Genomic DNA, 22,103 nt, shown 5'->3' with positions numbered 1-22,103 from the left:
AATGTATTGCTTAGCATGTAGTTGTTCATAGATGTAAAGATTCGTATAAAAGGAGGCTTTTAAATTATGGAAGAAAATAAGAACAAAGAAAATGAAATCATTTTAGCAAGCACCGAGCCTTCAGAGGAAAACGAACTTCCTGAAAAAAAGAAAAGTAAATGGGGTTGGTTTACGAGCTTTGGCGGATTATTGCTGCTTTTCAAAGCAGGAAAGATATGGGCGCTCATTAAAGGAGCTTTTATATTTCTTAAATTTGGAAAATTTCTAACTACTGGTTTGTCAATGATGCTAATGATTATCACGTATACCTTTCTATATGGATGGAAATACGCCATAGGCATTGTCTTGTTATTGTTTATTCATGAAATGGGACATCTGACTGCTTCTAGGCGATTGGGAATTGATACGAGCCTACCGATGTTTATCCCCTTTATCGGTGCCATCATTCAAATGAAACAAGCACCGAAGGATGCCAAGACAGAAGCGATTGTTGGTATCGCTGGCCCAATTTTCGGAGCTCTTGGTGCATTTGTCTGTCTCTTGCTTGGAGAAATCTTTAATTCCGCATTGTTGCTTGCACTAGCATATTTTGGTTTTTTATTAACTGCTTTTAATCTCATTCCGGCCCATCCCCTTGATGGTGGACGGATTGTTACTGCCATATCCCTAAAACTTTGGATAGTTGGAATCCCAGTAATGGTATTTTTCTCCCTATATTTCTTTAATCCAATTGGTATTTTGATCTCTATATTGGCCATAAAAAAAGCATGGGAAGTATGGAAAGATCGAGAAAATCCCTATTATGATACAGATAGTAGTTTCCGTTTTAAAATGGGGTTATCCTATTTTTCTCTGTTTGCTTTGTCTGCCTATTATACTTACAGTATACATGAAGTACTGAATCGATAATTCGCTCTTGCAGTGAAGTTATAACTCTAATTACGCTATAGTCACCTATTTGATAACAAAAAGAAGTGGAAAAATCATTTTTTGATTTTCCGCTTCTTTTTATGTTACATACTTTGTATATCTGCTTACTTTGCAGGATAATGTAGGCAATTACAAGAAAATTCAGTATAATATAGTTGATTATAGCAAGTTTTTTCAAGAGGGGATGAGTAGGTGGCTAAATTACATGCAGTATTATTTGAAAAACCAGCAGTTTATTGGAATGATCAAAAAATGATATTCCCTTTTGCAAAAATGGAAGCCTTGTTGTACTATCTTTTGGTTACTGGTGAAGCTACACGAGAGGGTTTGGCAGCACTGCTCTGGGGGGATATGGGAGATCATGCCGCGAAACGAAATTTACGCAATACGGTGTATCTGTTGAGAAAAATGTTTTCAGTGGATTTACTGATTACTTCATCCCGGGCAAAGATTGTATTAAATCCAGATATAGTGGCAGCGACAGATTTGGAGCTATTGACGGTAACTGATATTGTAAAATTTTTAGAAAAAAATTCTGGTGAGTTTTTAGGTGGTTTTTATTGTAAAGATGCAGCCAGTTTTGATGAATGGGTTACCGAAAAACGCGAGCAGTTTAGGATCGATAGTATAAAGTATTTGACTAAATATATCATAAAGCTAATAAACCAAAAAGAGTATACGTCAGCCAAGAAATATTTAAAGCAATTGATTGGGATGGATGCATATAACGAAAGTGCCTATCGGGTATTGATGAAAATCTATGAAAAAGAAGACTCTTATAAAGCAGTGGAAATCTATCAAGATCTTGAGAGAAAAATGGCACAGGATTTGTCTTTGCTGCCTAGTGCTAAGACCCAGGAACTCTACAGGCGGATTAAGGACCGGAAAAGCAGCAGAACCATTGAAGAAGGGGTAGTTAGTAACCAGAGATTTTTCGGAAGGGAAAAAGAATTACTGCAATTGCGCCTATGGCTGGATGACTTCTATCAAAAGGGCCATAGTAAGCAGATGATATTGCTGCAGGGAGATCAAGGTGTTGGCAAATCGGCAATTATTGAACAACTTTTTTCAAGTATTCCAATAAAGCATAGTAATATTTTTCGTACCCAATGCTATCAGGCTGAATTTGAATATGTGTATAAGGCATGGAACAATATCTTTTTACAGGTAATGAGCTGTTTAATGCAAGCCGATGTTCATTTGCCACTCCTTTGGCAACAGGTAATTGCTTATGTTTTTCCAACGACGAAAATAAGTGAAACACTGTTACATAAAGAAATAACGGTAGATGCTTATAAATTCAGTGCAACCATGGTTGAAGAAATTATGTGTGAGGTTTTAGGTAAAGCTGCTAATTTGAAGAAAACCATACTATTGATTGAAGACATTCATTGGATGGATAAGCAAGGGTGGCTACTGCTGTGGCAGGTATTGCGCATTCATGGAAAAAATATAATCTGTATAGCGACCTGTCATGCAGAGTATTTACAGCAGATTGACAAAACCATGGAAGAATTTGAACGCAGCAATATGTTGGAACACTTAGAAATTGGTCGGTTCAGTGCGCAAGACGTAATGAAACTGTCTGTTTTACGTCTGCCTGGCATTAGTAAGGAGATGCAGTCTAGGCTATACGACTATACAGGCGGCAATGCGCTGTTTTTGATTGAATGTCTAAATTTAATTGCAGCTGGCAGAGATATTAGCCACGGCTCAATCCGATTGAACAGCGTATTAAAAGAACGTACTGGCAATGTTTCTGATAATGCCAGAAAAATTTTAGAGATTGCATCCGTTTTCTTTAATAATGTGAATTACGAGGTGCTGCAGGCTATTTCTAGAATCAATGAATTTGAATTGGTGGAAGTGCTAGAGGAATTACAACAAAAACAACTACTGATGGAAGATTTGGATTCAGATAGAGGCGGGTCGGTCTATAAGTTTTATAATTTGCAGATTCGTAATTACGTATATAATCAAATGTCAACAATCAGACAACGGATGTTTCATAAGCAAGCGGCATCCTATTTAGATCAGCAGCTGCAAGATGGCATGCAAAGCAAAGATGTTTATGAACATATTTTATACCATTACACAAATGCCGATGAAAAGTTGAAAATGTTGGATTATACTATTAAATTATCCGAAAAATATTTTTGTCCCCAGTATGAAATGTTTCCGGAACTGAATCGTTATTACCCAACGGGATATGTTGATTTTCGGGAAAGTCGGAGCCAGATTACCACATATCTGGAGAAAATAAAGGAATTGCTGGATTTATTAGTCCATCCCAAAATAGCAGATAAACGATTGGATGCTTATAAAGCTGCTTACTGGGAAATGTCTGGTCGCTATCATATCTGGCGGGGAGAACACCTGCTGGGATTGAAACTAATTCACCAAATGCTGCGCTTAGCTTCAGTGCAAAAACTTAGAGAGTATCAAATCAAAGGGTATCAGCAAATTATTTATTGCGGTATTCAAACTCGGAGGGCATATTTGATCCAGGAATTTGCCCTCAAGTTGTTGCATTTGACGGAAAATGATGAACTTCCGGATAAAAAAGCGACAGCTTTAAGATTTTTAGGAATTGCCTGCGCGCTCAAAGGGCAAAATCAAGAAGCGGAGAATTATTACAGACAATCATTGGCACTATTTAAGAAGTTGGCAACTCGCAATCGTTTTTATGCTTTTACCATTGCAGCAGCCCAAAATTATATTGGTGATTTAAGACGAGAGAGTTCCGATTATCAAGCAGCTTTACATCACTATGAGCAAGCTGCTAGAATAGCTGGACGTAAAAATATTAGCGAAGGAGTAGCCTTATTTTATATTAATGCTGGTTATACAGCCTTTCAAATCAATAATTATGCAAAGGCTATTGCATATCTTACGGAGGCTTTGTCGGTGGCAGAAGTGTTTGGCGATCAAAAAGGCTATTGGTGTTTGCGTGGTTATTGTACACTCAATTGTGTACTGGCATTGATTGCTGTCAGGCAGCATCGTCCTTATGAAGCAAGAAAATATTTTGAGCAGGCGAAGGACTTCTTAAAAAAATACAATGATCAATATCAAAATGGACTAATCTTTCGTACCCAAGCAGAAATAAAACTGTTGATGAAAGATGACGCAAAAGTAGCAGAAGTATTTGAAGATGATTTGCCTTTGCCTGCGGTAGAATATTATCAGCAGGCTCGAAAAGTTTTTTATAAAATGGGTATGGTGGTTGAACTGAAATCTTTGGAAGATATGATGGATGAATATAGCAGCAAAAGGTAATAGACCGTGGGCTTTGGCTGTTTCGATGATGCTATACGGCTGCGCTGGTAGCGGCACCCTTGGGACTTCCACTGAATAACCAATTTTAGCACCGTCATTTTAATTAATAGCTATGATTCGTCTCTAACAACCCTTCTTTTTGGGGACGAATCATAACTTACTGAATAATAATTAGAATAAGAGTAATACTAGTAGGGAAGATGGAGGTAATGGATATGACAGTTGCTTCTCAGATAAAAAAAACATTAGCCACTCTAAAAGGTAATCAAGGAACATTAAGACTATATGCGCTACAGACGAGGGATAAAGAAAGCAAATTAGTTTACAATGAAACGTTAGAAACTACAGCGCAAATTATCAACGATCTTGAGGAAAGAATAAAAGTTTTGGAATATCAAGAGCCACAATATAAAGGAAATTAGTCAGGAGATTAAAAATGCAAACATGGATACAGATATTACTGAGCTCAGTTTCATTATTCTTTTTAATGTTGATTTTGATCAGATTAATGGGAAAAAGAAATATTGTCCGAATGACGCCTTTTAGATTTGTAAGTTACATTGTAGCTGCAGTAATTGCTGCAATAATGTCCTTAAATTTAATTGCAAATCTTACCTTTGGATTTATTGCTCTTAGTGTTTGGATATTATTTCCTATAGCATTGGATTATTTATCTCTAAAAAGCAAGTGGATCCATGACATTGTCAGCGGAAAAGAAACTGTGTTAATTAAGCATGGGAAGATCATGGAAGAAAATCTCCTACAAACAAGACTAACAGCAGAGGAACTGCTGCGAGAACTTCGCTCCAAAAATGCTTTCAGTTTAGCAGATGTAGAATTTGCTGTAATGGAGGATACCGGAGACATAAATGTATTTATGAAATCCCATAAAAAGCCTGTATCTTCCTACGATTTAGGAATGAAATTGGCACCACTGACGGAACCACAGACTGTTATACTAGATGGCAATATGCTAAACGAATCCCTGTTTTCTTTAGGCTTTAATAGAGAATGGCTAGAGATTCAATTGGAAACCATAGGAGTATCCATCGATAATGTTTTCATCGGACAAGTAGATTCATCTGGGGATTTATACCTAGATTTGTTTGACGACTCTATACAAATACCGCAGCCTAAAGTTAAGGAAATGCTCTATGCAAATTTTGAAAAAAGTCAGGCTGATCTCATGAGCTTTTCGCTGGAGACAAAAAATGAAGCAGCTCGAAAGATGTATTCGGAGCATGCTGAAAAGTTAGAACAACTTATGGAAAAACTCAAGCCATATTTATTACGATAGAGGTGGATTTTATTGTCAAGTATTAAAAGAAAGAATCTCACTCCGGTGCAGCAGCAGTACCAAGACTTTGCTCGTGCAAGGGAACCACAGCGTCCCATACTATCAAATTGCGTACGAGCTTTTATTGGCGGAGGAATTATTTGTACAATAGGTCAGGGAATACAGTGGTTTTTCATAAATTATTTCAATTTTGATGAAAAGACAGCAGGAGATCCTACCGTTGCGGTTTTAATTATGATTTCAGTGTTACTCACAAGCTTTGGAGTATATGATCATATTGCTCAATGGGCTGGTGCGGGAAGTTCGGTTCCAGTTACAGGATTTGCAAATACTATCGCATCAGCTTCTCTTGATCATAAAAGTGAGGGGTTTGTATTAGGTGTTGGAGGCAATATGTTTAAAATCGCAGGACCAGTCATTGTATTTGGAGTCTTTTCTGCTTTTATTGTTGCTATTATAAGTGTAATGATTAAGTCGTTAGGTGGAATGTAAATGTTGCAAGGTCATCAAACATGGGTTTTTCAATCCAAACCAGTAATTATTGGATCTGCGGCTATAGGCGGACCTTTTGAGGCACAAGGCAACCTAGCAAAGGATTTTGACATGCTTCATGGCGATATATGGCTTGGACAAGACAGTTATGAACAAGCAGAAAAAAAACTTTTGGAACAGGCTTGTGAGACTGCAATTAAAAAATCAGGACTTAAGAAAGAGGATATCCAGTTTTTTCTCAGCGGTGATCTAATGAATCAGATTATCCCCAGCAGCTTTACTGCACGTGCCCTTGCTGTTCCTTACTTGGGGATTTATGGAGCATGCTCTAGTTCTATGGAAGGTCTTTCTTTAGCATCTCTTATTATTGATAGTGGTTTCGCACAGAATGCACTTGTTGGCACATCTAGCCATAACGCAGCTAGTGAAAAACAATACCGTTACCCTACAGAATATGGCGCGCAAAAGCCACCCACTGCACAGTGGACTGTGACGGGAGCAGGTGCTGCAGTTATTGCGAGGCAAGGTGAAGGACCGCGCATCGTAGCATCTACTATTGGGCGTGTAATAGACATGGGGCTTTCTGACCCCTTTAACATGGGGGCAGCTATGGCTCCTGCTGCAGTTGACACCATTGAAGCCCACTTTAGGGATTTAAACATATCCCCATTACAATATGACCTGATTGCCACCGGAGACTTGGGTAGGGTAGGTCACCCAATTGCAGGAGATTTGCTTAAACAGCATGGACTTGATATCCCTGTAGAAAAATTGACCGACTGCGGTATTTTGATGTATAAGGAAAATCAGCCAGTTTTTGCAGGAGGCAGTGGTTGTGCCTGTGCTGCGACAACAACCTTTGGGCATCTTTTAAATCGTATGCGAAAAGGAGAACTGAATCGAATTCTGGTTATAGCCACAGGTGCTTTATTGTCCCCCATGTCTTACCAGCAAAAGGAAACTATACCGTGCGTTGCTCATGCAGTATCCATAGAAATGTAAAATAGGAGGCACCAGGTTTGGAAAAATTTATTTTGGCGTTTATTGTTGGTGGGGCTATATGTGTGATTGGACAGCTCCTCATGGACGGGCTAAAACTAACTCCTGCACATACAATGGTTACATTAGTAGTGTCTGGAGCTGTTTTAGGAGGATTTGGTTTATATGATGATTTAGTAAAATTCGCTGGAGCTGGAGCATCCGTTCCGATAAGTAGCTTTGGCAACCAATTGGTAAAAGGCGCTCTTCAAGAGGCAGAAAAGACTGGTATTATTGGGGTATTGACGGGTATTTTTAAAATCACCAGTTCAGGTATTTCAGCAGCGATTATATTTGGATTTTTGTCAGCTTTACTATGTAAACCCAAAGGATAAAAAAATTTCTGAAAAGGGGGTGAGAAAAATGACGGTAGGTACTCAAATGAATCAGGCTATTGCAACTATTCAATCTGCTGCATCCAGCATGAAAACATTTTCTATGGAAACTCAGGATCCGCAAGCAAAACAAACATTTGAGCAATTAGCAACAACCCTTGACAATGCTATTGATACATTGAAGGGAAGGCAAAAATACATTGAAAAGCAAGAACCTCAATACAAATAGCAAGTGATTAATGGGAAAGTCCATCTTGAATAAAAGCTGAAGAAACCAATTCAGCTTTTATCTTTATGTGATTTGCTATTTATAAACTTCATTCTAACACTTCCTTGTAGAATTATTAACTAGTTATCCAACTAAAGAAAACCAATGACACAAATAAAAAGGTGGCTATTCGCCACTTTTTTTTATTTGTAATAGTAAGATAAAAAGTGTCACTACTATTTGACGATATTTAGACATTGCTTTTTGTAGAATTCATATAAGCAGAACAACTTTAAGAGGGGGAGGGGAAAGCATATGTCTACAGGATGGGTAAAGGAATTGCCTTTTGCAATTACCGTTACAGATAAAACTGGCAAAATTATAGAAATGAATGATTCCTCGGTTCAAACTTTTGAAAAATATGGTGGTAAGACTTTGGTTGGGAAAAATGTAGCAGATATTCATTCTGACCGTGCCTGTAAAAAAATCACGGAGATTATCGAAACCAAAACTGCCAATAGTTATACCATTGAGAAAAACGGCGTAAAAAAGCTGGTTTATCAAACGCCATGGTATCAGAATGGGGAATATGCGGGTCTGGTGGAATTATCTATGGTGATCCCAGCTGAAATGCCCCATTATGTAAGACGTTAAATTTTTTGATGAGGTGATTGTAATGAAAAGTGATGTGGAAATTGCCCAGGAGGCAAAAATGCAGCCAATTACCCAAATTGCGGCTGATCTTGGCTTAAGTGAAGACGATATTGAGCAGTATGGAAAATACAAAGCCAAAATTTCGCTGGTGGCGTGGGAAAAAATGAAACAGCGTCCCAATGGGAAACTGGTATTAGTCAGCGCTATCAATCCGACAGCAGCTGGTGAGGGGAAAACAACGACGACTGTTGGATTAGGAGATGCCTTTCGAAGGCTGGGAAAAAAGGCGATGATTGCCTTGAGGGAACCGTCATTGGGACCTTGTTTTGGCATGAAGGGCGGTGCAGCTGGCGGTGGATATGCGCAGATTGTGCCAATGGAAGATATCAATTTGCATTTTACTGGTGATATTCATGCTGTGACCACGGCGCATAACTTACTGTCAGCAATCATTGATAATCATATCCAACATGGCAATGTACTGGGCATTGATCCGCGTCGCGTTACTTGGCGAAGAGTAATCGACCTTAATGACCGGACATTACGTCATATTGTGCTTGGGATAGGTGGAAAGGCCAATGGAGTACCAAGGGAAAGTGGATTTGACATCACCGTTGCATCGGAATTAATGGCGATTTTGTGTTTAGCGAAAGATCTAGATGATATGAAGCAACGAATTAGCAAGATCATTGTTGGCTATACCTATGACAATCAACCCATTACGGCAAAGGATTTAAAAGCTGCTGGTGCGCTAACACTCTTATTCAAAGATGCCATTAAACCCAATTTGGTGCAAACACTTGAACACACACCGGCTTTTGTACATGGAGGGCCCTTTGCCAATATCGCTCATGGATGCAATAGTGTAATGGCATCCAAGTTTGCGTTAAAACTATCTGATATATTGATTACTGAGGCTGGCTTTGGCGCTGACTTGGGGGCGGAGAAGTTTATTGACATTAAATGCCGTTTTTCCGGATTTATGCCTGATGCGGTGGTGCTGGTTGCCACGGTAAGGGCACTTAAGGCACACGGCGGTATTGCTAAGACAGAATTGACAAAAGTCAACCAGCAGGCGCTGGGACAAGGAATGGAAAATCTAAAAAAACATATTGAAAATATGCATAAGTTTAATGTTCCTACGGTGGTTGCCATCAATGCTTTTCCAACTGATACAGAAGAAGAACTGTCATTTGTCAGGGAGCAGTGCAAGGCAATTGGTGTTACAGTGGCGATTTCAAAAGTATGGGCCGAGGGCGGTGCTGGAGGAATGGAACTAGCTGAGCAGCTTCTTGACATGTTTAAAGAACCTAAACCTGTTAGATTTTTATATGATGAAACGCTGCCTGTGAAAGAGAAAATTAGCGTGATTGCCAAAGAAATTTATGGTGCTGAAACCGTCAATTATAGCAAGGCAGCCGAAAAGACCATTCAGGAGTTAAGGGCGCTAGGCTTTGATAAGACACCGGTTTGTATTGCTAAGACGCAATATTCTTTGTCCGATGATGCAACAAAGATTGGCCGTCCAAAGGCATTTACCATGATAGTTAGAGAAATACGTATAGCTGCAGGTGCTGGATTTCTGGTGGTGATTACCGGCGATATCATGACAATGCCAGGACTTCCTAAAAAACCTGCTGCAGAAATAATGGATATTGATAATGATGGTAAAATTACTGGATTATTTTAAGCCTACGAGCCGTAGACTAATAGATAAGACTGAGCAGGAGGATAAGTATGTTTCAGGATAGATACGAGACAGCGGATTTTACAATATGGCAGGGGCGGATTGACAGCAGGGAAAATTATGATGCTTTTCGGTGGCACCAATGGGTAAAACCGTTGGATTTACGCCAGCCATTATTTAAATTCACGGGTAAATTGGGATTTGCTTTGTTGGGATTTTGCTGTGATGAGGGTATACGGAGAAATAACGGACGTCAAGGTGCTTCTTCAGGACCGGAGGGGATACGACGTGAACTTGCCAATTTACCCTGTTCTTTTTCTTCAGAGGTGTTGGTGTTTGATGCAGGAAACATTACCTGTGCAGATGGAGAGTTAATGAAAAGCCAGATGGCGCTAGAACAAGCAGTTCTTTATCTCCGTCAAGCCGGACTGTTTCCTCTGGTTATGGGAGGAGGTCATGAAACTGCTTTGGGACATTTCCGGGGACAAGCGGATTTTCTGCGACAGAAAGATGGCAAATGTGATCTGGGTATTTTAAATTTTGATGCACACTTTGACCTTCGACCATTTATTGGGGAAGGGAATTCTGGGACGATGTTTCGGCAGATTGCCGAAGATGCTTGCAAATGGGGAGAAGTATTCCATTATTTTTGCCTGGGCATCCAGCGCAGCAGCAATACACTTGAATTGTTTAAAACGGCCCAACAATTAGGAGCAGGTTATTTATTAGCAGGTGATATTTCCATGCAATATGAAGAACATATCCTGGAAAAGCTCGATTCTTTTATGCAGTCGATACCCAATCTTTACGTAACGATTTGTGCAGATGTATTTTCTTCTTCTTTTGCTCCTGGAGTCAGCGCACCACAGCCCTTGGGGCTGCATCCGGAGATGGTGCTGAAGTATTTAAAGCATATACTTCGCACACAGAAAGTTGTTGGATTTGACATTGCAGAAGTATCACCGCGGTTTGATCATGACAGGGCAACTGCGAGCCTGGCCAAAGTGATCATTTTTGCTGTAGTTGATACTCTTTGCCGACTGAAAGGGGTGGCTAGGTGACAGTGAAGATATTTGGTGTATAATTTGACGATGCTGGGCATTCTTTTGACGATATTTTGACAGTAGGCGCATTATAATCAGAATATAAAGATTATTATAAATAAAATATATTTGATTAATTATTTTATAGATGTTTTAATACTATTTTTGTGGAAGGGGATATGACGATGAAGATCGATAATAAAGAGATTACCTGTGCCATGACGATTAAGCTGGACGATGCATTACCAGAGCCGCCGATATTTAAGGCGGGCGTGCGCAGGGCACCGGATAGAGGTTTTCGATTAAGTATTGAACAAAGTAAAGTTGCATTGAAAAATGCTCTACGGTATATTCCTGAGGAGTTGCATAGCCATTTGGCGAGGGAGTTTATGGAAGAACTAAAAACATATGGGCGGATTTATGGTTATCGGTATATGCCGAAGGAAACTATTTACGGTAAACCATTAGATGAATATAAAGGTAACTGCATTGAAGGTAAGGCATTTCAAGTCATGATTGATAATAACCTGGATCATGATGTTGCTCTTTATCCTTATGAAATGGTCACTTATGGAGAAACAGGAAGCGTATGCCAAAATTGGATGCAATATCAATTGATTAAAAAATATTTGGAAGTTATGACGCAAGATCAAACACTAGTTGTAGAGTCAGGACATCCCCTGGGATTGTTCCCCTCAAAACCTGAAGCACCCAGGGTAATTATCACCAATGCTCTGATGGTGGGGATGTTTGATAATCAGGATGACTGGGAAGTTGCCGAACAGATGGGGGTTGCCAACTATGGACAGATGACAGCGGGCGGCTGGATGTATATTGGTCCACAAGGCATTGTTCATGGAACTTTTAACACCTTATTAACGGCAGGTAGGATTAAATTGGGCGTTGCGCCTCACGATGATCTGCATGGGAAGTTGTTTGTTTCCTCCGGATTGGGTGGTATGAGCGGTGCGCAGCCAAAAGCAATAGAAATTGCTGGTGCAGTGGGCATTATTGCTGAGGTAGACTTCTCACGCATTCAGACACGTTTAGAACAAGGATGGGTTGGAAAATGCAGCGATAATATTGAGGAAGTATTCAAGATGGCAGAAGAATATCAGGCTGCGGGTAAAGCATTATCCATAGCCTATCATGGCAATATTGTAGATTTGCTGGAATATGCAGTAGCCAACCATAAACATATTGACTTATTGTCTGATCAAACCTCCTGCCATGCGGCCTATGACGGTGGCTATTGTCCACAGGGGTTGACCTTTGAGGAGCGGACCGCACTTTTGACTGACAATCGCAGCAAATTTCATGAATTGGTTAACAAGAGCTTGCAGCGTCATTTTATATTAATAAAAGAACTGGTAGAACAGGGGACCTATTTCTTTGATTACGGAAATGCATTTTTGAAGGCAATTTATGATTCAGGGGTTACAGAAATTGCTAAAAACGGACATGATGAAAAAGATGGCTTTATTTTTCCCTCTTATGTGGAAGATATCATGGGACCACAATTGTTTGATTACGGCTATGGTCCATTCCGTTGGGTTTGCTTAAGCGGCAAACCGGAAGATTTACATAAAACTGACCAAGCGGCGATGCAATGCATTAATCCTGAACGGCGCGGCCAGGATAGGGATAATTATATTTGGATTCGTGATGCCCAAAAACATGAGTTGGTTGTAGGAACCCAGGCGCGCATTTTATATCAGGATGCAGAAGGTCGTAAGAGTATTGCATTACGTTTTAATGAAATGGTGCGCCGTGGTGAGATTGGTCCGGTCATGCTAGGGCGTGATCATCACGATGTCAGCGGTACGGACTCACCCTTTCGCGAAACGTCGAATATCAAGGATGGCAGCAATGTGATGGCAGATATGGCAGTACAATGTTTTGCCGGAAATGCTGCCAGAGGAATGAGCCTGGTAGCATTGCATAATGGTGGTGGTGTGGGGATCGGTAAATCAATCAATGGCGGCTTTGGTATGGTGTTAGATGGTAGTGAGCGGGTCGATAAAATTTTGCGATCGGCCATGTTATGGGATGTCATTGGGGGTGTAGCCCGTCGATCATGGGCAAGAAATGAACATTCAATTGAAACCATTATTGAATTTAACCGCGATTATGCAGGCAAAGCTCATGTGACGATTCCTTATATACCAACGGAAGAACTGATCGAAAAAATTGTCACTGCAGCGTTTCAATAGTTTTGTACAAAAAAAGTGCTAAAGGGGGAGATGCTTTGCATAGTGAAGGTAGTATATTGTTAATTAAACATGCAGCAGAGATTGTCACCAGCACAGGGACAACGGCAAGAAAGGGAACCGGTATGAACCGCTTGGAGAGAATCACTGACGGTGCATTATTGGCAAAAGATGGAATGATCGAATGGGTGGGTACAACTGCTGATTTGCCCGAGATTTCCCATGAAAATTTAACGATTATTGATGCGACAGGGTGCAGTGTCATTCCAGGGTTTGTAGATTCTCATACACATTTTGTGTTTGGCGGCTATCGTCCAGAAGAATTTTTCTGGCGCCTTAGCGGAACGCCTTATTTGGAGATTTTAGAGCGTGGCGGTGGTATTTTAAATACCGTCAAAGCCACTCAGTCTATGGGATATGAGGCAATGGTTGAGACTGCGTCGAGGCGGTTAGATGACATGCTAGCCATGGGCGTTACTACCGTGGAAGGCAAGAGCGGTTATGGATTGGATTTCGATACGGAACTTATGCAATTAAAAGCTATGGGAAATTTAAATACTGATCATGCTGTCGAGGTTGTACCCACTTTTATGGGAGCCCATGCCGTGCCTCCTGAATATCGTGGGCGAGAAGATGACTATGTCACATTCATTGTGGAAAGCCTTCTGCCGGCAGTGGCAGAGCAGTCAATTGCAGAGTTTTGCGATGTATTCTGCGAAAAAGGCGTATTCTCAGTCGATCAGACGCGAAAGATTCTACAGGCCGCAGGTGGTTTAGGATTGAAAAGAAAAATCCATGCTGATGAGATTGTATCCTTTGGCGGAGCAGAGCTTGCAGCAGAACTTGGGGCTGTTTCTGCTGATCATTTGCTGCAGGCATCGGATAAGGGGATTGCTGACATGGCGGCGCGAGGTGTAGTGGCGACAGTGTTGCCAATAACGGCATTTTGTCTGAGGGAAAAATATGCCAGAGCCAGATGGATCATTGACAATGGCGGAGCACTTGCACTAGCAACCGACTATAATCCAGGAAGCTGTTTTAGTCATTCGATTCCCATGCTGATTGCATTGGCCGCTATCCAGCTTACGTTATCGCCAGCAGAAATTCTGACGGCGTTGACGCTAAATGGTGCAGCTGCCGTTGGAAGAGCGGATCGTATTGGTACGTTAGAACCTGGAAAGCAAGCTGATATTGTTATACTGAAATATCCATCTTATTCATTCTTGAGTTATCATGCTGGGATGGATATCGTCGACCGGGTTATTAAGAAAGGGCAAGTGGTTGTGGATAAACGATATAGTAATTTGGGAGGTAATAAATAAGATGAGTAAATTAGTAGAATGTGTACCTAACTTTAGTGAAGGACGTCGTCCTGAAGTCATTGAGGCCATCGTAAATGAAGTGAAAAGAATAGAAGGTATCAAGCTGCTGGATGTACAATCCGATGCCAGTCACAATCGCTTGGTAGTAACATTTGTGGGCGAACCCCAAGCCGTTAAACAGGCAGCGTTTGCCTCTTGTGCCAAGGCCGCGGAATTGATTGACATGGAACAACATCATGGTGAGCATCCGCGTATGGGAGCTACTGATGTGATTCCGTTCATTCCTGTACGAGGAGTCAGCCTTGAAGAATGCGTGGATCTAGCCAACGAATTAGGGAAAGAAATTGCTGAAAAACTAGACATTCCAGTGTATATGTATGAAGCAGCCGCGAAAAAGAATGAGCGTAAGAACTTGCCAGACGTTCGCAAAGGGCAGTATGAAGGCTTAAAAACAGCCATTACGGAGCCGGAAAGAAAGCCAGATTATGGTCCGGCCAAAATGCATCCTAAGGCTGGTGCTACAGTAGTAGGAGCTAGGCAGTGCTTAATTGCCTATAATATTAATTTAAGTACCAGTGATGTTAACGTAGCTAAGAAGATTGCCACTGCTATCCGGGAAGCCAAAGGCGGTTTCAAATACTGCCGTGCTATGGGCATTATGATTGAAGAACGCAATGTAGCACAAGTTACTATCAATATGATTAATTATGAAGGTACACCACTACACCGCGTATTTGAAACGGTAAAAAATGAAGCAGCTCGTTACGGTGTGAACATTATTGGCAGCGAAATTGTGGGGTTGGTACCAATGCAGGCACTAATTGACACAGCGGACTATTACTTACGCCTAGAGGGCTTCAATCGTAAGCAAGTGTTGGAAGAAAATATTTAGTTGATATGTACAAATTTGGGAGGTATTAATAGTATGCTGATTGACAAAAGTATCACAGGTTTTTTAGTAGAACTAAAATCAGACTCCCCAGCACCAGGAGGTGGCAGTGCAGCCGCTTTAGTAGGGGCCATCGGGGCAGCGCTGGGGATTATGGTAGGAAACCTAACGGTAGGTAGTGCAAAATATGAAACGGTGCATGAACAATGCAAAAGGTTATCGTTGGATTTTGAAGAACGTTTAGCAGCGCTGGAAAAATATATTGATGAGGATACAGAAGCCTTTACCCAGGTAATGAAAGCCTATAAATTACCTAAGAATACCGATGAAGAAAAACAGGTGCGTACAAAAGTCATTCAAGAATCCCTCAAAGCTGCATCTACATTACCGTTTACCGTTGCCAAGGCTTGTCTGGATGTATTAGAGCTATCGGGGAAAATTCTCTCTATTGGCAACGTCAATGCGGCAAGTGATGCAGCTGTAGCGGGAAGAATGGCAGAGGCTGCTATGTGGTCGGCTATCTATAACGTACGAATTAATCTGGGGTCAATCAAAGATGCTGATTTTGTTGCTGACATGACAAGCAGGGTTGAAGATATCGTAGCACGTTCGGAAGTGTTAATGGATCAACTCGTTAAAACTGCAAATGAAAAAATATAAAGAATAAAGTGCTGTAAATTTGTGAAAACGAGAAAAATAGTCCAATAAAAGAGAAAAAAGAATATGGAGGGGATTATTGTGACAACGCTGACAGACCCCAAAAAACAGGCGGTGGATACAGAAGCATTGGTTCCAGAGAAAAAAGGTCTAAATCGTGGTTTGAAGTCGCGGCATATGATGATGATTTCGATTGGTGGCACCATTGGTACTGGGTTATTTCTAGGTGCTGGGCAAGTGGTGAGCGAAGCGGGACCAGTTGGTGCTGTGTTAGCTTTTCTGTTCGGTGGGATGGTCATGTATTTGGCTCTCCTATGTTTAGGAGAGCTTGCCGTCGCAATGCCTGTATCAGGATCATTCCAAAGTTATGCAATGAAATTTATTTCCCCCGGCGTAGGCTTTACAGTAGGGTGGTTGTACTGGATTAACTGGGCAGTTTGTATTGCGGCTAACTTTACCGCGTCTGGTATTATTATGTCACTGTGGTTTCCTGGTGTGTCTATTTGGATCTGGTGTGTATTATTTGCTGTATTGGTAACTGCTTTGAATTTAATTTCCGTAAAAGTTTATGGTGAAACTGAGTTTTGGTTTGCCGGCATCAAAGTTGCAGCTATTATTGCCTTTATTCTTGCTGGTGCAGGTTTAATGTTTGGTACTGTTGGTAATGAAGGAGCTATTGGATTTTCCAATTTTAACACAGGGGCTGGGTTATTTCCAAATGGTGGTTGGGCTTTGTTTTTGACTATGATTACGGTAGTGTATTCTTTCCAGGGATCGGAACTGGTGGGAGTGGCCGCCGGGGAATGTGAAAATCCCGGTAAAAATGTGCCTAAAGTTATTAAAGGTGTTGTTTTTCGAATCATTGTGTTTTATGTGCTGGCAATCGTTGTATTGGGAGCAACCATTCCTTATAAAGAAGCAGGTGTGTTAGAAAGCCCCTTTGCATACGTATTTGGTCGTATCGGTATTCCCATTGCAAAAGATATTATGAGTTTTGTTGTACTTACCTCAGCCTTATCAGCCAGTAATTCTGCACTATATGTTTGTTCGCGTTTACTCTGGTCAATGTCCAAAGACGGGCACGCACCAAAATGGTTAGGACATTTAAATTCAGGGGGCGTTCCCATTAACGGTATATTTTTGACACTGCTATTATCTGCATTATCACTGTTGACCAGTGAATATGCTGCTGACACGGTTTATATATGGCTGATGTCCAGTGTAGGTTTGACTGGTTGCTTGATTTGGATTGTCATTTCTTGGTGCCAAATTAATTTTCGCAAACACTTTCTGGAAATTGGCGGTGATTTGAAAGACTTGGTTTTTAGAACGCCATTATATCCGGCGCTGCCAATTGTGGCAATTATCTTGAATATTTGTATTATCGCAAGTTTAGCTTTCATTGATGGACAGGAAATTGTCCTTTATACAGGTTTGCCAATCATCATAACTATTTATTTGTATTACATTTTTATTCACAGCAAGCGTGAAGAAAAACCAGCAGAAATTAGCAAGTAAATTAGCAGAAATTTTCGAAAAATGCGGAGGCGATTCAGCATGATAGTATTAGATGGAAATTCCTTAACATTGGAAGATGTGATAAAGGTAGCACGCAGCTATGAAGAAGTCTGGCTCAGTGATCAAGGGCGCGAGCAAATCATTGCCAGCAGACAGATCGTTGATAAAATATTAGAAGAAGAAAAACCTGTTTATGGTATTTCCACTGGGTTTGGCGATTTCAGCACCATCTTTATTTCAAAAGATGAAAGGGCAAAGCTGCAGCGTAATCTGATTTTAAGTCATGCTACCGGTGTTGGCGAGCATTTGTCAGAAGATGTTGTTCGCTCAGCTATGCTGCTTAGAGCTAATTCATTGGCAAAAGGTTATTCGGGGATTAGGCTGTCAACAGTAGAAATGCTGTTAAATCTCCTCAATAAACGCATATGTCCTGCAATTCCAGCTAAAGGATCAGTAGGTGCCAGCGGCGACTTAGCACCCCTTTCACATATGGTCTTGGTTATGCTGGGGGAAGGTGAGGCTTATCTAAATGGTCAGTTGATAACAGGTGCTGATGCGCTAAAAGCTTGTGGTTTAGAGCCAATTGTATTGAGTGGCAAAGAAGGGTTGGCATTGATTAATGGAACACAAATTATGACGGCGGTTGGTACGATTGCCTGGCATGATGCTGTTAATTTGATGAAGGCAGCAGATATTGCAGCGGGATTAAGCGTAGAAGCCTTAAAAGGTACCAGGGCGGCTTTTGATCCGCGGATTAGTCAGGTTAGAGCACATTCCGGTCAGGTTGCGACTACCCAAAATATGCTGCGCCTGACCGCCCATAGCGCTATCATTGCTTCTCATATTCACTGCAAAAAAGTACAGGATGCATACTCGCTGCGCTGTATACCTCAAGTGCATGGTGCCTCTAAAGATGCTCTTAGGCGTGCAGAGGAAACCTTAAATGTCGAAATTAATGCGGCAACAGATAATCCGCTCATCATGCCGGAAACAGGTGAAGCAATTTCCGGCGGAAATTTTCATGGTCAGCCGATTGCTTTGGTTATGGATTATCTTAAACTAGCAATTGCTGAACTAGGCAATATTTCTGAACGACGTATCAATCGTCTGTTAGATGTGCATCTAAGCGATTTGCCAGCATTTTTAACAGCTTTCCCAGGGGTTGACTCTGGTCTTATGATCACGCAATATGTTGCAGCTGCATTGGTATCGGAGAATAAAGTACTGGTACATCCAGCCAGTGCCGATTCCATTCCGACTTCTGCGAATCAGGAAGACCATGTAAGCATGGGGACGATTGCTGCTCGTCAAGCCAGAGAAATTTTGGATAATGTCTGCAACGTATTAGCTATTGAAATGCTGGCTGCTGCACAAGGTGTTGACTTTTTGGCACCTCTCACACCAGGCGATGGCACAGCTAAAGCTCATCAAACCATTCGCAGTGTTGTACCGCATTTGGATGAGGATCGGGTACCTGCACCGGATATCAAAACACTTCACAATTTAATTGCCAGCGGCAGAATAGTTGGAGAAGTAGAAGCGGTGGTTGGACAATTGAAGATTTATTAAAATGAATGAAAATACTGCAAAATAGCAGTGTAGATAATTTGGGGTTTTATCAGATTATGGAATGTGCTAAAATATTTTTGACTGCTAAACCAGTAATAGAATTGAAATTTAGGTGATGTAATGACGGTATCGGTTCGAAGTATTACGCTCATGGCCATCTTTATTGCTCTAAACATGATTTTAAGTAGGATTTGTAGCGTTCATATTCCATTTGAAGGTGTTGAAAGTATTAGAATCGGGTTTGGCACGCTGCCGTTAGTACTAAGTGGTATTTTGTTAGGTGCAAGATTAGGTTTTCTTGCAGGCTTGATTGGTGATGTGCTGGGGTTTATGCTGGCACCTTCAGGCATATTTCTGCCAACCTTTACGATTGCTGCTGGCTTGCATGGTTTGCTTGCAGGGCTAATTGCGGGGAGCGGCAAAACCAAAGATTGTTCGCGATGGCGTATGTATTTAGCAATTGCTGTAAGTCAGATTTTGGTTGCCATTATCCTAGTGCCTTGTTTACTGCAATGGCATTTTGGCATTCCTTTTTGGGTTACACTGCCAGCAAGGCTGGTTACACAAGGGATTCTGATCCCGATATACTGCATGTTGATTTATGCTTTAGTAGACAGAGTAAAATTCTGTTATCGTGAACAATCAGTAGGATCATCCCAATAGCCCATTCTGGCATGAAACCTCCTATACGAATTCCAGCGAGAATTCCTATAGGAGGTTTGTCTTTTTATGATGAATATATGTTGTTATTAGGTTAGTTTTGTCACAATTAGTACGCCAAATCTTACTCTTTTGTGAGTGGCTTTCTGTGTTATATAATGGAAATGAAAAAGAGGTGATATTTATTACACTAAATGAAATGTCTGCTCAATTATTTCAAAGGATCACAAGCAGTAATCAGGCTGTAACGATTTCTGCTTTAGCAGAGGCTTTGCACAGCACTCCGCGGCAAATTCGCTATAAGTTGGATAAAATAGATGAATTCCTAAAATACAATAAGTTTCCGCAATTCCTTCGCAAACCTAATGTGGGAATCACCTATACTGCCCCTCCCCAGGTCGTGGAAAGGATTATGCAGAAGCTGCTAGAGCGAGAAAATCATCATTATATAGCTTCTCAAGAAGAACGAGTCGAAATGATTTTGGCTGTATTGTTGCAGCAGCAAAATTATATGACGATTGATGATCTGGGCGAAAGGTTAAAAACGAGTCGCAGTACCGTAATCAAAGATTTAAATAAAGTAAGAGAGGTATTGAAAGGCAATCACTTAACATTGCTTTCTTCCACGAATCATGGGATAAAAGTCATGGGAGAGGAAAAATATCTGCGGCGTGCGTCTATTGAATTGTTAATGAAAAGCATAGAAGTGCAAGGCATGCTAAGTCAAGAAATGTCACCGATGTTAAAAAATATAAATACTCTTTCTCAATCGGCAATTTCCAATATGTTTACGAATATGAATATACCCTTTATTGAAAGTTGCGTGATTGAGGCAGAAAAGCAATTAGAAACCACTTTTTCTGATGAGGCATTTTATGGCTTGGTCATACACATAGCAATCGCTATAAAAAGAATCAAATTAGGTAGAGATATTGTAATGCCTTATAACGAACTTAAAAGCTATGAGACAACGAAAGAATTTGCCGCAGCTTCTTATGTCGCTAGCAGGCTGGAAGAAGAATTTCAGGTTGAAGTTCCCTATGATGAAATTGGTTATATCACCATTCATTTGCTTGGCAGTAACGTATATGCGGTAAATCCTTCATTCAGTGAAGATTGGGCTGCTCTTCAAATCGTGACAGGAAAGATTCTGGAAGAAGTAAGTGAAAGTTTACAGCAGGAATCTTTGATTCGGGATGAACAACTATTTAGCGGTCTTCTGGAACATTTAAGACCTGCCATCTACAGACTAAAAAATGATTTGAAATTAAAAAATCCAGTACTAGAAGAAATAAAAGTAAGATATCATCATTTGTTTCAAATTGTAAAAAATAGCATGGCTTCGGTAGAAGGTTATATCGGTAAATCATTTGATGATGAAGAAATCGGGTATTTTACCTTGCATTTTGGCGCAGCTTTAGAAAAAATAAAAGACAAAAACGAAATGGAAAAGAAAATTCTGGTGGTTTGTAGTACGGGATTAGGTACTGCCAGATTGCTCTCTTCCAGATTACAGCAATTATTTCATGTGAATATTGTGGATGTGATTGCTTATCGTCAAGTAAGTCAAGTTCTCAAATATCGGGAAGTTGATCTTATTGTAACAACACTGCCTGTAAAATTTGATGTAGTTCCCTGGGTACAGGTCAATCCGATGCTTCTGGAAAAAGATGTTGAGAACTTAAAAAAATATTTAACCCAATACCACTTTCAGCCAAAGAATATTTTTCTCCAGACACTAAAACTAATTGAAGAACATTGTGACATAAAAAATTATGATGCATTAGTAGCAGGACTGGCGAAAATTTTAAAAGCAGACAATATAGGGCAGAAGGGAGTTGTACAACCATTGTTAAGAGAGCTATTAACAACAGATATGATAGAGGTAAAGGTAAAAGCGAAGAGTTGGGAGGAAGTGATTTATGCCGGCGGAAAACTTTTAGAGGATCGTGGGTTGATTGAACATCGCTATGTGGATGCCATGGTGAATACGGTAAAGAAAATGGGAGCCTATATCGTTATTGCAAAAGGGATTGCCATGCCTCATGCAAGACCGGAAGATGGAGCAAAAAAAGTGGGAATGGCATTGATAACTCTAAAGAACCCGGTGAATTTTGGCAGCAAGGAGAATGATCCTGTTAGTGTAGCGATCTTCCTGTGTGCCGTAGATAATACTACCCATTTAAAAGCATTAGCTGAACTAATGCAATTATTAGATGATGAAGAGTTTAAAGCAGTGGCAGATGCAGCAAGTAGTAAAGAGGAAATCTTAGCATATATCAATAGCAAAGAAGTAGATAGGAGGTGATCCAGTT

The 22,103-nt window shown here is 40.6% G+C and carries 19 protein-coding genes; all 19 read left to right on the top strand.

All coding sequences use genetic code 11. The features are described from left to right. Positions 1 to 66: 66 nt before the first annotated feature. Entirely contained in the window at positions 67 to 909 is an 843-nt protein-coding gene (locus LMF89_RS10190; protein ID WP_229534966.1) for a site-2 protease family protein, read from the top strand. Positions 910 to 1,122: 213 nt separating this feature from the next. Continuing rightward, positions 1,123 to 4,209 carry an ATP-binding protein gene (locus tag LMF89_RS10185; RefSeq protein WP_229534965.1) on the top strand — a complete coding sequence of 1,029 codons (3,087 nt, stop codon included), beginning with the start codon at positions 1,123 to 1,125 and terminating at the stop codon, positions 4,207 to 4,209. 215 nt (positions 4,210 to 4,424) lie between these two features. After that, positions 4,425 to 4,631, top strand: coding sequence for a DUF1657 domain-containing protein (locus LMF89_RS10180; protein ID WP_229534964.1), 207 nt, complete (start codon positions 4,425 to 4,427; stop codon positions 4,629 to 4,631). A 14-nt stretch (positions 4,632 to 4,645) separates the two neighbouring features. Then, complete coding sequence (locus LMF89_RS10175) at positions 4,646 to 5,506, top strand: DUF421 domain-containing protein (RefSeq protein ID WP_229534963.1); 861 nt, start codon at positions 4,646 to 4,648, stop codon at positions 5,504 to 5,506. A 12-nt stretch (positions 5,507 to 5,518) separates the two neighbouring features. After that, a complete protein-coding gene (gene spoVAC, locus LMF89_RS10170; RefSeq protein WP_229534962.1) occupies positions 5,519 to 5,998 on the top strand; it encodes a stage V sporulation protein AC in 480 nt (159 codons plus the stop codon). After that, positions 5,999 to 7,000 (top strand): stage V sporulation protein AD, encoded by a 1,002-nt coding sequence (gene spoVAD / locus LMF89_RS10165; protein WP_229534961.1) that lies wholly within the window; start codon positions 5,999 to 6,001, stop codon positions 6,998 to 7,000. A 17-nt stretch (positions 7,001 to 7,017) separates the two neighbouring features. Then, positions 7,018 to 7,371 (top strand): stage V sporulation protein AE, encoded by a 354-nt coding sequence (spoVAE, locus tag LMF89_RS10160; RefSeq protein ID WP_007935233.1) that lies wholly within the window; start codon positions 7,018 to 7,020, stop codon positions 7,369 to 7,371. A 28-nt stretch (positions 7,372 to 7,399) separates the two neighbouring features. After that, positions 7,400 to 7,600 (top strand): DUF1657 domain-containing protein, encoded by a 201-nt coding sequence (locus LMF89_RS10155; RefSeq protein ID WP_007955304.1) that lies wholly within the window; start codon positions 7,400 to 7,402, stop codon positions 7,598 to 7,600. Positions 7,601 to 7,894: 294 nt separating this feature from the next. Beyond that, positions 7,895 to 8,233 (top strand): diguanylate cyclase, encoded by a 339-nt coding sequence (locus tag LMF89_RS10150; protein ID WP_229534960.1) that lies wholly within the window; start codon positions 7,895 to 7,897, stop codon positions 8,231 to 8,233. Between the two features lie 22 nt (positions 8,234 to 8,255). After that, positions 8,256 to 9,923 (top strand): formate--tetrahydrofolate ligase, encoded by a 1,668-nt coding sequence (locus LMF89_RS10145; protein ID WP_229534959.1) that lies wholly within the window; start codon positions 8,256 to 8,258, stop codon positions 9,921 to 9,923. A gap of 47 nt (positions 9,924 to 9,970) precedes the next feature. Further along, positions 9,971 to 10,981, top strand: coding sequence for a formimidoylglutamase (gene hutG / locus LMF89_RS10140; protein WP_229534958.1), 1,011 nt, complete (start codon positions 9,971 to 9,973; stop codon positions 10,979 to 10,981). 167 nt (positions 10,982 to 11,148) lie between these two features. Next, the gene (gene hutU / locus LMF89_RS10135) at positions 11,149 to 13,176 is read left to right on the top strand and encodes a urocanate hydratase (protein ID WP_229534957.1); all 2,028 of its coding nucleotides are present in this window, start codon (positions 11,149 to 11,151) and stop codon (positions 13,174 to 13,176) included. Between the two features lie 35 nt (positions 13,177 to 13,211). After that, entirely contained in the window at positions 13,212 to 14,495 is a 1,284-nt protein-coding gene (gene hutI / locus LMF89_RS10130; protein ID WP_229534956.1) for an imidazolonepropionase, read from the top strand. 1 nt (position 14,496) lies between these two features. Further along, positions 14,497 to 15,387, top strand: a complete 891-nt coding sequence (gene ftcD, locus LMF89_RS10125; RefSeq protein ID WP_229534955.1) for a glutamate formimidoyltransferase — start codon at positions 14,497 to 14,499, stop codon at positions 15,385 to 15,387. A 33-nt stretch (positions 15,388 to 15,420) separates the two neighbouring features. Further along, positions 15,421 to 16,044, top strand: a complete 624-nt coding sequence (locus LMF89_RS10120; protein ID WP_229534954.1) for a cyclodeaminase/cyclohydrolase family protein — start codon at positions 15,421 to 15,423, stop codon at positions 16,042 to 16,044. 78 nt (positions 16,045 to 16,122) lie between these two features. Next, positions 16,123 to 17,559, top strand: a complete 1,437-nt coding sequence (locus tag LMF89_RS10115; RefSeq protein ID WP_229534953.1) for an amino acid permease — start codon at positions 16,123 to 16,125, stop codon at positions 17,557 to 17,559. A 39-nt stretch (positions 17,560 to 17,598) separates the two neighbouring features. Continuing rightward, positions 17,599 to 19,128 carry a histidine ammonia-lyase gene (hutH, locus tag LMF89_RS10110; protein WP_229534952.1) on the top strand — a complete coding sequence of 510 codons (1,530 nt, stop codon included), beginning with the start codon at positions 17,599 to 17,601 and terminating at the stop codon, positions 19,126 to 19,128. A 120-nt stretch (positions 19,129 to 19,248) separates the two neighbouring features. Then, positions 19,249 to 19,791 carry a folate family ECF transporter S component gene (locus LMF89_RS10105; RefSeq protein ID WP_229534951.1) on the top strand — a complete coding sequence of 181 codons (543 nt, stop codon included), beginning with the start codon at positions 19,249 to 19,251 and terminating at the stop codon, positions 19,789 to 19,791. Between the two features lie 145 nt (positions 19,792 to 19,936). Continuing rightward, entirely contained in the window at positions 19,937 to 22,096 is a 2,160-nt protein-coding gene (locus LMF89_RS10100) for a BglG family transcription antiterminator (protein WP_229534950.1), read from the top strand. Positions 22,097 to 22,103 lie beyond the last annotated feature (7 nt).

The sequence above is a fragment of the Pelosinus baikalensis genome (assembly GCF_020819555.1).
Taxonomy (GTDB): Bacteria; Bacillota; Negativicutes; order DSM-13327; family DSM-13327; genus Pelosinus; species Pelosinus baikalensis.
This window is presented reverse-complemented; position numbering and strand designations above follow the sequence as displayed.

Coding starts and splice junctions, on each gene's coding strand:
- LMF89_RS10105 (WP_229534951.1), top strand. CDS start 19,249: ATGACGGTATCGGTTCGAAGTATTACGCTCATGGCCATCTTTATTGCT.
- ftcD (WP_229534955.1), top strand. CDS start 14,497: ATGAGTAAATTAGTAGAATGTGTACCTAACTTTAGTGAAGGACGTCGT.
- LMF89_RS10190 (WP_229534966.1), top strand. CDS start 67: ATGGAAGAAAATAAGAACAAAGAAAATGAAATCATTTTAGCAAGCACC.
- LMF89_RS10175 (WP_229534963.1), top strand. CDS start 4,646: ATGCAAACATGGATACAGATATTACTGAGCTCAGTTTCATTATTCTTT.
- LMF89_RS10145 (WP_229534959.1), top strand. CDS start 8,256: ATGAAAAGTGATGTGGAAATTGCCCAGGAGGCAAAAATGCAGCCAATT.
- LMF89_RS10155 (WP_007955304.1), top strand. CDS start 7,400: ATGACGGTAGGTACTCAAATGAATCAGGCTATTGCAACTATTCAATCT.
- LMF89_RS10150 (WP_229534960.1), top strand. CDS start 7,895: ATGTCTACAGGATGGGTAAAGGAATTGCCTTTTGCAATTACCGTTACA.
- LMF89_RS10180 (WP_229534964.1), top strand. CDS start 4,425: ATGACAGTTGCTTCTCAGATAAAAAAAACATTAGCCACTCTAAAAGGT.
- LMF89_RS10120 (WP_229534954.1), top strand. CDS start 15,421: ATGCTGATTGACAAAAGTATCACAGGTTTTTTAGTAGAACTAAAATCA.
- hutH (WP_229534952.1), top strand. CDS start 17,599: ATGATAGTATTAGATGGAAATTCCTTAACATTGGAAGATGTGATAAAG.
- spoVAD (WP_229534961.1), top strand. CDS start 5,999: ATGTTGCAAGGTCATCAAACATGGGTTTTTCAATCCAAACCAGTAATT.
- hutU (WP_229534957.1), top strand. CDS start 11,149: ATGAAGATCGATAATAAAGAGATTACCTGTGCCATGACGATTAAGCTG.
- hutG (WP_229534958.1), top strand. CDS start 9,971: ATGTTTCAGGATAGATACGAGACAGCGGATTTTACAATATGGCAGGGG.